The organism is Hoeflea sp. AS16, from assembly GCF_038900095.1.
Lineage (GTDB): Bacteria > Pseudomonadota > Alphaproteobacteria > Rhizobiales > Rhizobiaceae > Hoeflea.
The window spans coordinates 83,371-97,982 of sequence record NZ_JBBMQQ010000010.1; the positions used below are offsets into that span (position 1 = coordinate 83,371).

At 61.8% G+C, this 14,612-nt stretch carries 11 protein-coding genes; 5 read left to right on the forward strand and 6 right to left on the reverse strand.

The genetic code is table 11. The features are described from left to right. Positions 1-193: 193 nt before the first annotated feature. Positions 194-955 carry an N-acetylmuramoyl-L-alanine amidase gene (locus WNY80_RS19580; RefSeq protein WP_342889089.1) on the reverse strand — a complete coding sequence of 254 codons (762 nt, stop codon included), beginning with the start codon at positions 953-955 and terminating at the stop codon, positions 194-196. Next, positions 952-1,662 (reverse strand): DnaJ family molecular chaperone, encoded by a 711-nt coding sequence (locus tag WNY80_RS19585; RefSeq protein WP_342889090.1) that lies wholly within the window; start codon positions 1,660-1,662, stop codon positions 952-954. The genes WNY80_RS19580 and WNY80_RS19585 overlap by 4 nt, the downstream gene beginning before the upstream one ends. A gap of 141 nt (positions 1,663-1,803) precedes the next feature. On the opposite strand from WNY80_RS19585, the gene WNY80_RS19590 reads away from it, so the two are divergent. Next, positions 1,804-2,709: a DMT family transporter gene (locus WNY80_RS19590; protein WP_342889091.1), complete on the forward strand. Its 906-nt coding sequence runs from the start codon at positions 1,804-1,806 to the stop codon at positions 2,707-2,709. 7 nt (positions 2,710-2,716) lie between these two features. Here WNY80_RS19590 and WNY80_RS19595 read toward each other — a convergent pair whose 3' ends face one another. Next, a complete protein-coding gene (locus tag WNY80_RS19595) occupies positions 2,717-3,703 on the reverse strand; it encodes an aldo/keto reductase (protein WP_342889092.1) in 987 nt (328 codons plus the stop codon). Between the two features lie 61 nt (positions 3,704-3,764). Beyond that, positions 3,765-4,298: a winged helix DNA-binding protein gene (locus WNY80_RS19600; protein WP_342889093.1), complete on the reverse strand. Its 534-nt coding sequence runs from the start codon at positions 4,296-4,298 to the stop codon at positions 3,765-3,767. A 123-nt stretch (positions 4,299-4,421) separates the two neighbouring features. Here WNY80_RS19600 and WNY80_RS19605 point away from each other — a divergent pair, with 123 nt between their 5' ends. Further along, a complete protein-coding gene (locus tag WNY80_RS19605) occupies positions 4,422-8,048 on the forward strand; it encodes a hydantoinase B/oxoprolinase family protein (protein WP_342889094.1) in 3,627 nt (1,208 codons plus the stop codon). Between the two features lie 33 nt (positions 8,049-8,081). Here the strand turns inward: WNY80_RS19605 and WNY80_RS19610 are convergent, their stop codons facing one another. Next, a complete protein-coding gene (locus tag WNY80_RS19610) occupies positions 8,082-9,605 on the reverse strand; it encodes an EAL domain-containing protein (protein ID WP_342889095.1) in 1,524 nt (507 codons plus the stop codon). Positions 9,606-10,013: 408 nt separating this feature from the next. On the opposite strand from WNY80_RS19610, the gene WNY80_RS19615 reads away from it, so the two are divergent. From WNY80_RS19615 to WNY80_RS19625, 3 genes are all read left to right on the forward strand, one after another. Beyond that, the gene (locus tag WNY80_RS19615) at positions 10,014-10,859 is read left to right on the forward strand and encodes a GH25 family lysozyme (RefSeq protein WP_342889096.1); all 846 of its coding nucleotides are present in this window, start codon (positions 10,014-10,016) and stop codon (positions 10,857-10,859) included. Between the two features lie 40 nt (positions 10,860-10,899). Further along, positions 10,900-11,460 (forward strand): GNAT family N-acetyltransferase, encoded by a 561-nt coding sequence (locus tag WNY80_RS19620; protein WP_342889097.1) that lies wholly within the window; start codon positions 10,900-10,902, stop codon positions 11,458-11,460. Between the two features lie 138 nt (positions 11,461-11,598). Next, positions 11,599-12,729 (forward strand): lytic murein transglycosylase, encoded by a 1,131-nt coding sequence (locus WNY80_RS19625; RefSeq protein ID WP_342889172.1) that lies wholly within the window; start codon positions 11,599-11,601, stop codon positions 12,727-12,729. On the opposite strand, the gene WNY80_RS19630 is transcribed toward WNY80_RS19625, so the two are convergent. Beyond that, positions 12,726-14,204 (reverse strand): cation:proton antiporter, encoded by a 1,479-nt coding sequence (locus tag WNY80_RS19630; RefSeq protein WP_342889098.1) that lies wholly within the window; start codon positions 14,202-14,204, stop codon positions 12,726-12,728. The genes WNY80_RS19625 and WNY80_RS19630 overlap by 4 nt on opposite strands. Between the last annotated feature and the right edge of the window lie 408 nt (positions 14,205-14,612).

Below are 14,612 nucleotides of genomic sequence, written 5' to 3' on the forward strand. Positions count from 1 at the left end.
TGCTTTTCAGTCCGGAACCGCGACAGGCTTTTGCCGTCACCCGGTCCGTGCGTGGAAGCCAACTTAATCAAGGCACAGGCAGGCGTATTTAAGGCCAGGCAACCCAAAAATTGCTGCGTCGCAATAAATTTACATGTCAGAGTGTAACATTGTGTCCGCCAAGACCGGTCGGAGCAGCAGTTTCCTGGCGGTCTCAGGCCACTGTTGGCAGCGCGGTCAGCAGCTTGTGCAAGGTCCCGATGGTCGACGCATCGGCGATGCCATCGACGCGCTCGGGACGGAAATGCCGCTGGAATGCGCGGATCGCCGCCGCCGTCTCGGCGTTGAATGCCCCGTCGACCAGAACGGCGTACCCATATAGCGCCAGCATGGTCTGCAGCGCCTCGACCGGCTGGCCCGCATCCCCTTCCTGGAAAAACCGGCCGCCACCGACCGGTAGCGGTTCGACCCAGTGGCCGATACCTTCTTGATGCAGCAGGCCCCAGGGAAATTTCTCGCCCGGATCCTGCTTGCGCATCGGCGCGATGTCGGAATGCGCCAGCACCCGCTCGGCGGGTATGGCGTTGCGCTCTATTATATCCCGGCAAAGCGCGATCACAGACTGGATCTGCACCGTCTCGAATGGCGGTGAACCTGCCTCGTGCCCCGGATTGGCGATCTCGATGCCGATCGAGGCCGAGTTGATGTCCGTCTCGCCCTTCCAGCAGCTTTTCCCCGCATGCCAGGCACGCGCGCTTTCGGGCAGAAGCTGGGTAACGGTGCCGGCCTCGTCGACAAAGTAATGCGACGAAACCTGGCTTTGTTCGGTGCACAACCAGTCAAGCGCGGCTTCCGCCGTCGGCATTCCGGTATAATGCAGGATCAGCATGTCCGGCTTGCGGCCGTCCTTGCGCTCGCCGCAATTGGGCGATGGGCGCACCCGGGCGGACTTGTAATCGGGATCAAACTCACTCATGCGGCAGCGCGGGCTTTCTCGATCACCGAGAAGGCGTCATTGAGCGCCGCCATCCGGTCATTGGCGATACTGAGGAATTCCTCGGGCACGCCACGGGCGCGCAACCGGTCGGGATGGCTCTCCGAGGCGAGCGCACGATAGCGTTTCTTGACCTCATCGAACGGCGTGCTGTCGGCAAGGCCAAGCACGGCGTAGGGATCAATGCCGTTGGGATGAACATGGCGCGCCATGATGCGGTCAAAATAGGCTTCATCGAAATGGAAGATGTCCGCCACATCGGCGATGAATTCCAGTTCCTTGTGGTGGATCACGCCATCCGCCTTGGCGATGTGAAACAGCCCGTCGAGCACATCCTCGAGCATGGCGCAGTTGGCCTCGCCCGATCCGCACATGCCGGCCACCCGTTGGGCATAGGCCTGGTAACCCGCAACATCCTGCTTGGCGAGATTGTAAAGCCGTGCCACGTTGTTGGCTTCGGATTGCGGAATGGCGAAGATTTCCTGGAACGCCCGCACCTCTTCCGGCGCCACGATGCCGTCGGCCTTGGCCATCTTCGCCGACAGCGCAATCACGGCCACCGAAAATGCCACTTTCCGCCGGGTTTCCGGATCACCGGCAAACGCGGTACGCACGGCCTCGACAACGCCTGAAAAGGCGGTGGAAGCGGTTTCGCCGATGGCGTCAAAAAGGCGGCTGAACATAGACATGCTGTCTTCTTACGTGATTTGGTCTCAAAAATCGAGTATGGCGCAGTGCACAATCCGGTGAACGATCCATCACCGCCAGCACCCCGATCCATCGCCGGAATTCGTTGGACCCGGACCGCTTTGTCCCGGTATGCCGTGGCCATGACCGATTCAACCAGCCCATCAGCGCCCGTGCCTGCCGCTGCCGTCCATCCACTCGCCGGCATGGCGATTGGCTTCGTCGGCATTGTCATCTTCGGTGCCACCCTGCCCGTCACACGCATCGCGCTGGAAGGGTTCTCGCCGGCGTTCATCACCTTTGCCCGCGCCGCCATTGCCGCAGCGGTCGCAGGAGCAACCCTGATCGCGCTGAGAAAGCCGTTCCCCCGTCAGCATGCGCTGTCGCTATTCATCGCCGGCATCCTGCTGGTCTACGGCTTTCCGGGCTTTTCCAGCGTCGCCATGCAGACCGTGCCGGCCTCGCACGGCGGCGTCGTGCTCGGCGTGCTGCCGCTGATGACCGCCACCTTCGCCGCCCTGTTCGGCGGCGAGCGCCCGGGGATGGCATTCTGGGGCTGGAGCATTGCCGGCGCCGTACTGGTAATGGTCTTCTCTCTCTCCGGCGCCGACATCGACCCCGGCATCGGCGATTTCTGGCTCGCCTGTGCAGCGCTCTCCGCATCCTGCGGCTACGTCATCTCCGGCAAGCTCGCCCGCACCAGGCCGGGCTGGGAGGTGATCAGCTGGGCCCTGATGGTCACTGCGCCGATCTCGCTGGCAGGCACCGCATTCACCTGGAACACCGGGATTTACCAGCCTGACAGCCACGCATTGATGGCGATGGCCTACCTGGCGCTCGGATCGATGTTCGCCGGCTTCATCTTCTGGAACTGGGGCATGGCCATCGGCGGCATCGCCCGCGTCGGCCAGGTGCAATTGCTGCAAAGCTTCGTCACGCTCGGCCTTTCCGCGCTGCTGCTGGGCGAAACCGTCACCCCGGTGATGCTCGGCTTCGCCTTCGCCGTCGGTGTCGTGGTCTGGTGCGGACGCAAGGCCAAGGTGGGCTGACGGACGCCTAGCTGTGCCCCGCCACCTCGCGCGGCTTGTAGGCGCCTTCGAGCAGGCGAATGGAAGCTGCGTCGAGTTTGACTTCGAGTGCGCCGATGGCTTCATCGAGTTGGCCGATCTTCGTGACGCCGACAATCGGCGCGGTCACGAAGGGTTTCGACATCACCCAGGCATAGGCCACCTGCGCCGGTTTGACGCCGAGTTTGGCCGCAACCTTTTCGACGCGTGACAGGTTGGCATAATCCTGCGGCGACCCGAAATAACCCTGCGCCATCTTGTCCGTGGCAGCCCTGTTGGTCGCCTGTCCATCCTTCGGCCGGTTGCCGGCCAGAAATCCGCGCGCGATCGGCGACCAGGGCATCACGCCCACACCTTCGGACGCGCAATAGGGCATCATCTCGCGCTCTTCTTCCCGGTAGGCCAAATTGTAGAAATTCTGCATGGCGACGAATTGCTGGAAGCCCCGCGCCTTCTGCATCTCGCGCAGCTTGGCAAACTGCCAGGCCCACATCGAGGACGCCGCAACGTAACGCACCTTGCCCGCCTGGTTCACCGCTTCGAGCGCATCGAGCATCTCTTCGTGTTCGGTGTCGGGGTCGAGGCGGTGAATATAGAGCACATCGACATAATCCATATCCAGCCGGGTCAGCGACTGGTCGATCTGGTCGAAAATATGCTTGCGCGACAGGCCGCGGTCGTTGGGCCGGCCATCGCTCATTCTGAGGCCCACCTTCGTCGCCACCACGATCTCGTCGCGCCGGGCATAGGTTTTGAGCGCCTTGCCGGTAATCCGCTCGGAATCGCCGTAATTGTAGTGGTTGGCCGTATCGAAGAAGTTGATCCCGCTCTCGACCGCCTTGCGGAAGAACGGCTGCGCCTCATCTTCCGGGATCACCCAGGGATGGGTCGGTCCGCCCGGCGTGCCGAAACTCATGCAGCCAAGGCACAGCGGTGAAACCTTCAGTCCCGTTTTTCCCAGCCGGACATATTCCATGCGCCTTCTCCCGTCATGTTTGCAAATATGCGGCGACGATAGGCAGCCCGCAGCTTTGCGGTCAATAGCTGGCAGCCGCGCGCGAGGCCTGGTCATACTGCCCCGACATCACCCGCATCAGCGCCGCGATCTCGGTGACCCGCGCCTCGTCCAGACCGAGAGACTTGACGGAATCGATCAGCAGCTTCTCGCGCAAATCCCGGTAGCGCAGGCACAAATCGGCGCCGGTCTTTGTGATCCGCGCGGTCTTTTCCTTGCCGCGCCGGCCGGCCTCCACCAGCCCCAGCGCCTCAAGCTTCTTCAGCGCATAGGCCACCACATGGGTGTCCTCGATGTTGAACATCATGCACAGTTCCGACTGGCTCTTGTCGCGCTCGCGGTGATTGACCGCATGCAGGATCTGCACCTCGATCGCCGACAGGCCTTCCCCGCCCGCGGCGGAAGTGCAGCGGGTGATCCAGCGCTGGAAGGCATTGCTCAGGATCACCAGGCCGAATTCCATTTCCGACAGCGCCGGCATGCCGCCATCGGCCAGATGCGAGGCCGAGACAATCGGGCCGATATCCGCCGCAGCGGTGGATTTCTGTTGAGCCATGTCAATTACACTCACACTTTATCGATAAAATGTTGACGTTATGCCGACAATAAGCATTATACGCGGACCATTATCCGTGTCCATGGCAACAGCAGGACGCGCAATCTTTCAGGAGCGATTGATATGAGCGGTGTTTGGGATTTCTGGATTGATCGTGGCGGCACTTTCACCGATGTGGTTGGCCGCGCACCCGATGGCACGCTGCACCAGCGCAAGCTCCTGTCCGAAAACCCGGAAGCCTATCCCGACGCCGCCATCCAGGGCATCCGCGACCTGCTCGGCATCGACCAGTCCGCCCCCATCCCCGCGGACAGCATCGGCCACGTCAAGATGGGCACCACGGTTGCCACCAATGCGCTGCTTGAGCGCAAGGGCGACCGCACGCTGCTGGTCATCACCAAGGGCTTCCGCGATGCGCTGCGCATCGCCTATCAGGCCCGGCCTGATATCTTCGCCAAGGAAATCATCCTCCCCGAACAGCTCTACGAGCGCGTCATCGAGGTCGATGAACGCACCATGGCCAACGGCAAGGCAGTTCGTGGCGTCGACCTCGAAGCCCTTGAGCCGGAACTGGCAAAGGCCCGCGCCGACGGCATCGATGCCGTCGCCGTGGTGCTGATGCATTCCTGGCAGAACTCCATCCATGAGATCATCGTCGAAGATGCGTGCAAACGCGCGGGCTTCGGGCAGATCTCGGTAAGCCACCAGGTCTCGCCGCTTGCCAAGCTCGTCGGCCGTGGCGACACCACCGTGGTCGACGCCTATCTCTCGCCAATCCTGAGACGCTATGTCGACCGGGTCGCAGGCGAACTCGGCGCCACCCCTTCCGGCGAACCGGGTCCCACCCTTCAATTCATGATGTCGTCAGGCGGCCTGACCGCGGCCGACATGTTCCGCGGCAAGGACGCCATCCTCTCCGGTCCCGCAGGCGGCGTGGTCGGCATGGTCGAGACCGCGGCGCTCGCCGGTTTCGACAAGGTCATCGGCTTCGACATGGGCGGCACCTCCACCGACGTCGCCCATTATGATGGCGATTACGAACGCGCCTTCGACACTGAAGTGGCAGGCGTGCGAATCCGCGCGCCGATGATGCGCATTCACACCGTCGCCGCCGGCGGCGGCTCGATCCTGCATTCGGGTGAAGGCCGTTTCCGCGCCGGCCCCGATTCCGCCGGTGCCAATCCCGGCCCCGCCTGCTACCGCCGCGGCGGACCGCTCACCGTAACCGACGCCAACGTCATGCTCGGCAAGCTGCAGCCCGATTTCTTCCCCGCCATATTCGGCCCCCGGCAGGACCAGCCGCTCGACGTCGACACGGTGCGCCGGGCGTTTGATGACCTGGCGAAAGACCAGCCCGGCAAATCCGCCGAGGAAATCGCCGAAGGCTTCATCACCATCGCGGTCGAGAACATGGCCAACGCGATCAAGAAGATCTCGGTGCAGCGCGGCTATGATGTCACCCGTTACCTGCTCAACTGCTTCGGCGGCGCCGGCGGTCAGCATGCCTGCCTGGTGGCCGATGCGCTGGGCATGGAATCGATCCTGATCCACCCCTTCTCCGGCCTGCTCTCAGCCTACGGCATTGGCCTGGCAAGTGTCTTCGCCAGCCGCCAGCAGGCCCTGATCAAGCCGCTTGCGGATGACAGCCGCACCGATGTCAAACTGCTCGTCGATACCCTGTGCAAGGGCGTGTTCGAGGAACTGGCAAGCCAGGGTGTCCCCGATGACGCCATCAGCTGGCGACCGGTCCTGCAACTGCGTTACGACGGCACCGACACCACCATTCCGGTGGCCTTCTCGGATTTCGATTTCGACGCCGCCCGCACCGAGTTCGAAAAGGCCCACAAGGCCCAGTTCGGCTTTGTCTACGACAACAAGACCATCATCATCGAGGCGATCTCGGTGGAAGGCATCGATGACCGCGAAGATCACCGCATCGAAGCCGAGCACGAACTCGACCAGCTGGAAATCGAAGACGGAGAAACCCGCCCGGTCTACGCCGGCGGCCAGTGGCATGATGCCCGCATCCTGCGCCGCGACAGGCTCAAGCCCGGCAACCGCCTCAAGGGTCCGGCCCTGATCATCGAACCCAACCAGACCATCGTCATCGAGCCGGGCTGGGAAGCAACCATCAACGCCCGTGACCACGTCGTGCTCACCCGTTACCAGAAGCTCGAGCGGGCGCTCGCCATCGGCGCCGACCGGGCGGATCCGATCCTGCTCGAAGTGTTCAACAACCTGTTCATGTCGATCGCCGAGCAGATGGGCGTGACGCTGCAGAACACCGCCTATTCGGTCAACATCAAGGAGCGGCTGGATTTCTCCTGCGCCGTCTTCGACCGCAGCGGGGCACTGGTTGCCAACGCCCCGCACATGCCCGTGCACCTGGGATCGATGGACCGCTCCGTGGAAACCATCATCCGGCTCAATGAGGGTGACATTCACCCCGGCGATGTCTTTGCCCTCAATGCCCCCTACAATGGCGGCACCCACCTGCCCGACATCACAGTCGTCACCCCGGTGTTCTCCGATGACGGCTCGGAAATCCTGTTCTGGGCAGCCTCGCGCGGCCACCATGCCGATGTCGGCGGCACCGCGCCCGGCTCGATGACGCCGCTCGCCACCACGGTCGACGAGGAAGGCGTGCTGATCGACAATTTCCGCATCGTCGAGCGCGGCCGCTTCCGTGAAAAGGAACTGATCGAGATCCTCACCGATCACCCCTTCCCGGTCCGCAACGTCACCCAGAATGTCGCCGACCTGAAAGCCCAGATCGCCGCCAACGAAAAGGGCGTGGCGGACCTGCGCAAGATGGTCAACGACTTCGGGCTTGATGTGGTCGAGGCCTATATGGGCCATGTCCAGGACAATGCCGCCGAAAGCGTCGCCCGGGTAATCGAAACCCTGTCGGATTGCGAATACGAATACCCCACCGACACAGGTCAGGTGATCAGGGTCAAGATCTCGGTCGATCGCGAGAAGCGCGAGGCGACGGTCGATTTCACCGGCACCTCGGATGCGATGGAGAACAATTTCAACGCGCCCGAGCCGGTGGCCCGCGCCGCCGTTCTCTACTGCTTCCGGGTGATGGTGGAAAAGCCAATCCCGATGAACGCGGGCTGCCTGCGCCCCATCCGCATCGTCATCCCCGAAGGCTCGATGCTGAAGCCCGCCTACCCGCGCGCGGTTGTTGCCGGCAACGTGGAAACATCACAGCACGTCACCAACGCCATTTTCGGCGCGCTGGGAGCACTGGCCAACAGCCAGGGCACGATGAACAACCTCACCTTCGGCAACGACAAGTACCAGTACTACGAGACCATCTGCTCGGGCTCGCCGGCCGGTTACGAGAACTCGGGCCGAGGCTTCAACGGCACCTCGGGCGTCCACACCCACATGACCAACTCGCGGCTGACCGATCCGGAAATCCTCGAGATGCGCTTTCCGGTCGAGCTGGAGGACTTCCACATCCGCGAAGACTCCGGCGGCAAGGGCAAGTTCAGCGCCGGCGATGGAACCAGGCGCACCATTCGCTTCCTTGAGCGCATGGACCTGGCGATCCTGTCCTCGCACCGCAACCGCCCGCCGCTCGGCGTCAATGGCGGCGGCGAAGGCCAGGTCGGCAAGACCGAGATACGGCGGCGCGATGGCCACATCGAAACGCTCAAGGCCTGCGATCAGACCATTCTGGAAGCAGGCGATGCGGTCATCCTGACCACGCCGACCGCCGGTGGCGCAGGCAAGGCCTGACACCATCCAGTTGCCTGGCAGGCTCAACTCCTGTCAGGCAATTTTCAATACGCTTGGCGCTTTTGCGGCGGTCTGCGCCTGGTCCTTTAGGGGCTTGGAAAACCGGGATGCATGAAGTGTCGACAACCGGGTGCCGGTATAGGCGCCCTGAACCTGCTCCGCACCCGCAGCGCAGGCACTTTTCAGATCCTCCTCACTGTCAACACCGGTCAGGATGACCGGTGTTTCGACTGTTGAGGCCAGTTGCAGAAACAGCGTCAGCATCTGAACCAGACGGGTTTCCCCCGCAAGCGACCTGATGCCGGAGAAATCGAGGCGGACACGGTCGACCGGAAAGGCCCGGACCATCGACAGGCCGGCAATGCTGGCAGCAAGCTCGCTGACGGCGATCTTGATGCCTTTTTCCCGCAGCTTTTCGAGATTGGCCAGCACGATCGCGGCTTCCGTCCGAGTCGCGTTGGACTCGACATCCAGGATCAGGCGGCCTGGCTCGAACCCGGTCCTCTCCAGCGCATCCATCACCGACTGGGCAAAGGCAGGATCGCGAAGCTGGATCGCTGACACCGGCAGGGTGATGTCCGCCTTGTCTGCCCAGCCACCCGCATCCGTCAGCGCCCGTTCAAGCATCCACTTGCCCAGCGGCAGGACCAGACCGCTGGCTTCGGCCAGCGCCATGAAGTCTTCCTGGGCGAGGTCTTCCTCCTCGGAACGGGACCAGCGCAACCGCACTGTAAATCCTGACACCGACAGCGTGGATGTTTTGACCACGGGTTGGTAATCGAGATGAAATGCCCCGGCGGCAATGCCTTCACGCATTTCCGCTTCCATTTGCTGACGGTGCCGGTGGTTGTCTTCCATTTCATGGGTAAAGAAGCAGTGGGTAGAACCTGTCTTGTCCTTGGCATGATAGAGCGCCAGATCGGCACGTTTGAGCAATTCGGACAATGTGACGACACGGTCATCGGTAACGGCAAAACCGATGCTGCCGGCAGTCTCGATCAGACCGGCCGGGCTTTCGACCGGGCGAAACACGAAGGCCGACAGGCCATCGCAGAAACTCGAGATCGTCTTGGTGCCGGGCGCGCTTTCCCACAGCAGCACAAACTCGTCGCCGCCCAGCCGGTAGACCCGCTGCCCCGGCTTGCAATAGGCCTTGAACCGCTCGGCAAGCACCTTGAGCACCAGGTCGCCGGCAGCATGTCCCATCGTGTCATTGATATATTTGAAGCGGTCGAGATCAAACAGCAACAACGCCACCGGAGGTGATTTCCCGGTCCTGCAGCGGATGATCCGCTCCACGTCCTCGCTCAACGCATGGCGATTGCCCAACCCTGTCAGACTGTCGTGATATGCCGCTTGCCGCAGCTGCTCGGTTACGGCCCGTTCGCTCTGGATCTGCCGTGCCAGGCGATCATGGCGATAGCCAAGACCTGCGACAAGCACGGTAATGCCCAAGGGCGCCGCAATCGCGGCCAACCCGAACGGACTGGATAGAAATTCATAGCCTGCATGCGCAATAGCCGCCCCGAGAAGCACCTCATACAAAATGGCTGCCAACGGCGTAACAATTGCGATCACCAAACCAGCGATTACATATCGCTTACAAGCGTTTGGCACATACGAATTCAGCATCATGCCAAAGTCTCCTGTTCCGAAGACCAGATGCACCGCCAGAACTTAACAAAAAGTCACTAGCGAAATGCCGTGGTAAACGCCGCATTGACGGGATTCTTCAAAATTTAAGCTTTTACCGGTAAACCGGTGGAAAATTCCGTCCCGGACATGCCAGGGGTGGAGTTCAGGTTGATGCAAAACGCGCATACATCATTGATTTTTCACACAAATCCCCCAAAAGGCAGCCCCATGCCCATCCGTAAGACAGTATTAACGCTATCAACGCTTAGTTTTTCGTTGCAGCAGCTGTTTGCGCGGCCGGCAGCACGGCGTGCGAAATCCGGATCAGGCATGCTGCCGGTTCTGGCATCATTGATACTGGTCGCAGCAACCGGTCTGTCGGGTTGCAACTCGACCAGTCTTGAAGACGGATTGCAGCCGATCGGCAACGCTGGCAAGCAGGCATCAAAGTCCAAGAGGCCTGATGTCAAGAAGCTGGATCCGCCCGGCAATGGCCGCTACGGCGATCGCAAGCCGGTCGATTTCGGCAAGTTTCACCCGGATCGCTATCCGGTCCACGGCATCGATATTTCCAAATGGCAGGGCGATATCGACTGGAACAAGCTCCGCCGCGCCGGTGTTGGCTTTGTCTTCATCAAGGCAACCGAAGGCGGCGACCACAATGACAGCCGTTTTCCGGAATACTGGCGCAGCGCCCGCGCGGCCGGCATCCCGCACGCGCCCTACCATTTCTACTATTTCTGCCGCCCGGCACGCGAACAGGCCGCCTGGTTCATCGCCAACGTGCCGCGTGAATCCGTGCAGATGCCGCCCGTTCTCGATGTCGAATGGAACCATGCCTCCAAGACCTGCACATCCCGTCCCGATCCGGAAACCGTGCGCATCGAGATGAAGGTGTGGATGGACATTGTCGGCCGTCATTACGGCAAGCGCCCGATCATCTACACCCCGGTCGATTTCCACCGCGAGAACCTCGACGGCCATTTCCAGGGCTACCAGTTCTGGCTCAGGTCGGTCGCAGCCCACCCGCAGGACATCTATCCCGATCACCCCTGGACCTTCTGGCAATATACCGGCACCGGCATGATGGACGGCATCAAGGGCGACACCGACATCAACGCCTTTGCCGGTACCAAGAGCCAGTGGGAAGCCTGGCTGAGGAAGTACGCGCGGTGAACTCGACCATGTTCTGCCGCACGGCTTGGCGGACTTGTGTGTGAGTGAGCCGATGGAGCACCGGATCGAGGTTGCAATGCAGGATATCGAAATCCGTGAGAGCCGGGCCGGCGATCTACCCTCGATAGACCGGCTCTATCCCGCAGCCTTCCCCGACGAGGATCTGCTGCCGCTAATACGGCATTTGCTCACGCAGGAACCCGGCATCCTCTCACTGACCGCTCACGCAGGTGATGCAATGACCGGCCATATCCTTTTCACCATCTGCGCGATGACGGACGGTGATGCGAAGGCCGCCCTGCTGGCCCCGCTCGCTGTAGCTCCCGCATTCCAGCGTCAGGGCATCGGCACTGCACTGATCCGCGACGGTCTGAAGCGGCTGGGCCAGTCCGGCGTGGCCCATGTCTATGTGCTCGGCGATCCCGCATACTATGGCCGGAGCGGTTTTAGCCCCGAAACCGGTGTCACCCCACCCTATCCCCTCGCCCCGGAATGGCGCGAAGCCTGGCAGTCGTTTGGCCTCACGTCCGCGCCGATGCCGGCTGAAGGCAAACTCGTTCTCCCGCAAGTCTGGATGCAACCGGCGCTGTGGGGGCCGTGACAAGTTTGTTGCATCCCGTAGAATACCTCATCATTGCCACAAATCTGGGGGCCGCTCGCCGCCCCATCAGGAGTTGACGCCATCATGACATCGAAGCTTTCCCTCGCCATTCTTCTCGCAGGCCTTGCCACCCCCGCCATGGCCCAGGCCCCCGCCTGCGGCGGCAATTTCGCCCAGTTTCTCGAAGGCGTCAAAGCCGAGGCGATGGCCCGCGGCGTCAGCGGCGAGGTCGCGACCCGGGCGCTGCGCAATGCCTCGATCGACAGGAAGGTGCTCTCGCGCGATCGCGCCCAGGGCGTGTTCCGCCAGACTTTTCTTCAGTTCTCCAAGCGCTCTGTGAGTTCCAACCGCATGCAGGTCGGCGCCAGGAAGATGAAGCAATACGCTAACACCTTTGCCCGCGCCGAGGCCCAGTATGGCGTACCCGCAGCCGTCATCACCGCGTTCTGGGGACTGGAGACAGACTTTGGCGCGGTCCAGGGCGACTTCAACACCATGAACGCGCTGGCGACACTGGCGCATGACTGCCGCCGGCCAGAACTGTTCCGCCCGCAGCTGCTTGCCGCCATCGAAATGGTCGGACACGGCGACCTCGACCCCAATAGCACCACCGGCGCCTGGGCCGGCGAGATCGGCCAGGTGCAGATGCTGCCCAGGGACATCATCGAATACGGCGTCGATGGTGACGGCGATGGTCACGTCAACCTGAAGAAGTCCTCCGAAGACGCGATCATGACGGCGGCAAAATTCATCAAGGCCTTGGGCTGGCGCGCCGGCGAACCCTGGCTGGCCGAAGTCTCCGTGCCGTCGGGCAATTTCCCCTATGAGAAGTCAGGCCTCGACGGTGGCATGACGCTGAACGACTGGACCGCATTGGGCGTCAAATTCCGCAATGGCGTACCGACATCGAAGAACCTGCCTGCCGATCTGCTGTTTCCGCAGGGGCGCAATGGTCCGGCCTTCCTGGCGTTTCCGAATTTCTCGATCTATCTCGAGTGGAACCAGAGCTTTATCTACACCACTTCGGCCGCCTATTTCGCCACCCGGCTTGCCGGCGCCAAGCCCTATGATGCCGGCAATCCCGGCAACGGACTTGACGATGCTGCGATGAAACAGTTGCAGCAGAAGCTCGCCGCCCGCGGCCATGATGTCGGCAAGATCGACGGCATCCTGGGGGGCGGCACCCGCGCCGCCGTCCGCGCCGAACAGCTGCGGCTCGGCCTGCCCGCCGACGGTTGGCCGGATCAGGCGCTGCTGGGCAAGCTCTAGGGCTTTTCCGCTTCAGGCTTGTCCGCTGCAGCATCAGCCGCAGCCGCCGGTCGCGCGATGTCCGGGCTTTCCGCCTGGACCTCGGACCGGCGCGCCCGGCGCTGGTAAAGCGCGAACCGGGCAGCCCGATAGCGTGCACGCATCGCCCACATCACGTTCTCCACGCCATCGATTTCGCCCTCATAGGCTTGCGCAAGCGCTTCCTTATAGGAGCCCAGCCCCTCGTTCGCCAGGTCCTCGACGCGCTCCATCAGGTTGAACCAGATCGGCGATACCAGAAGCGAGATTGCCGTTACAGCAATCGCCAGCCGGTAGATATCGGAGCCAAAGGCGCCCGAGGCAAAACCCGCAGCAGCAAGCACGAACGAAAACTCGCCGATCTGCGCCATCGACAGGCCGGCCAGCAACGCGGTTTTCGGATCGGAACCGGTAATCCTGAGCAGGAAGATATTCAGTGCCGTCTTCAGCCCCACCACCAGAAGTGCTGCGGCAAGCACCAGCGCAATGTTGGCGAGAATGAAATCGAGGTCGATCAACAGCCCGATCGACAGGAAGAACACCACCAGCAGGATGCTCTGGATCGGTTCTATCACCGGGATGACCCGGCTTCGAAGCGTCGAGTTGCCAACGATGATGCCTGCGAGAAACGCCCCGTAAACCGGGGAAAGACCGGCTAGGCCTGACAGGGCCGCGGCGGAGAAGCACAGCGCCAGCGAGCCGATCGCCAGCAGGTCGACATTGTCCTCGATGGCCTCGGCAAAAGGCAGCTTGAGCTTGGGATTGCGGCCAAACCACCACAGCAAACCGGCCAGCAGCGCCACCGCGACCACAACCTTGAACGTTACCTCGGCTATATCAAAACCATCGCCGCCAAGGCTTGAGACCAGGATCAGCATCGGCACCACCGCGATGTCCTGCGCGATCAGCACGCCAACGGCGACCCGGCCCGGCGCACCGCGCAATTCACCCATTTCCTCGAGCATCTTCATCGCCACCACCGTGCTCGACAACGCGATGATGAAGCCCAGGATGAGGGTTTCCGAAGGGCTGGCACCCAGCATGAACGCCAGCAAGGCAGCCAGCACCATAGAGGCAATCAGCTGTCCGCCGGCCACGATCACCGCCTGCTTGAGGCTGAGCACGAACGCCTTGATCGACAACTCCATGCCGATGAAGAACAGCAGAACCACCACGCCCATCTCGGCAAGCAGCGCCACATTCTCCGACGACGAAATTACCCCGAGGCCGGTGGGGCCCAGAGCCAGGCCCGCCAGGATGAAACCGACCAGCGGCGGCTGCCGCAACCGCATGAACCCCAGGCCGAGCAGCGCTGCAATTGCCACGGCAATCGCAATCGCCACCATCGCGTCACCATGATGGCCGCCCTGGCCGACGGCTTGCTCGACGACTTGCGCAACGGCCTTTTCCACCACCTCGCCAACAACTTCGACCGCACCCGAGATTTGTTCTTCCATCAATCACCCCTCAAGCGCGCAGCCTAGTGTGCTTCGCAGCAAAAAGAAAACGGATCGGGCAGAATTCAGGTTTATGGAAGGCAAAGACATCCGCGATAAACAAATTTCTACTTGCCGGCCCGCACCGCATTTCCCGCGGCCCCAACTGGCCCGGATCAAGAAAAGCAAACCAACTAGAAAACGGAAAAACCCGGCGGGACCACCCACCGGCCAGAGCGCGTCTCGCCTGTGTTTCCTGGCCGCTTAAGTGTGTGAAAAGGCAGTCTGCATTCGACTTTTGATCAAGGCAGACCCGCCGCACCATTTACGAAAAGGAAACAATTTTAATCAATAAGTATCTGAATATTTGAATTTAAATATACACATCCGAAGACGCTCAATACCTTCCCGCAGTCAAATGAGAAGACG

Bases quoted from the DNA above. Each gene is read 5' to 3' on its own strand.
- WNY80_RS19580 (WP_342889089.1), bottom strand. From the start codon at position 955: ATGAGTGAGTTTGATCCCGATTACAAGTCCGCCCGGGTGCGCCCATCG.
- WNY80_RS19585 (WP_342889090.1), bottom strand. From the start codon at position 1,662: ATGTCTATGTTCAGCCGCCTTTTTGACGCCATCGGCGAAACCGCTTCC.
- WNY80_RS19590 (WP_342889091.1), top strand. From the start codon at position 1,804: ATGACCGATTCAACCAGCCCATCAGCGCCCGTGCCTGCCGCTGCCGTC.
- WNY80_RS19595 (WP_342889092.1), bottom strand. From the start codon at position 3,703: ATGGAATATGTCCGGCTGGGAAAAACGGGACTGAAGGTTTCACCGCTG.
- WNY80_RS19600 (WP_342889093.1), bottom strand. From the start codon at position 4,298: ATGGCTCAACAGAAATCCACCGCTGCGGCGGATATCGGCCCGATTGTC.
- WNY80_RS19605 (WP_342889094.1), top strand. From the start codon at position 4,422: ATGAGCGGTGTTTGGGATTTCTGGATTGATCGTGGCGGCACTTTCACC.
- WNY80_RS19615 (WP_342889096.1), top strand. From the start codon at position 10,014: ATGCTGCCGGTTCTGGCATCATTGATACTGGTCGCAGCAACCGGTCTG.
- WNY80_RS19625 (WP_342889172.1), top strand. From the start codon at position 11,599: ATGGCCCAGGCCCCCGCCTGCGGCGGCAATTTCGCCCAGTTTCTCGAA.
- WNY80_RS19630 (WP_342889098.1), bottom strand. From the start codon at position 14,204: ATGGAAGAACAAATCTCGGGTGCGGTCGAAGTTGTTGGCGAGGTGGTG.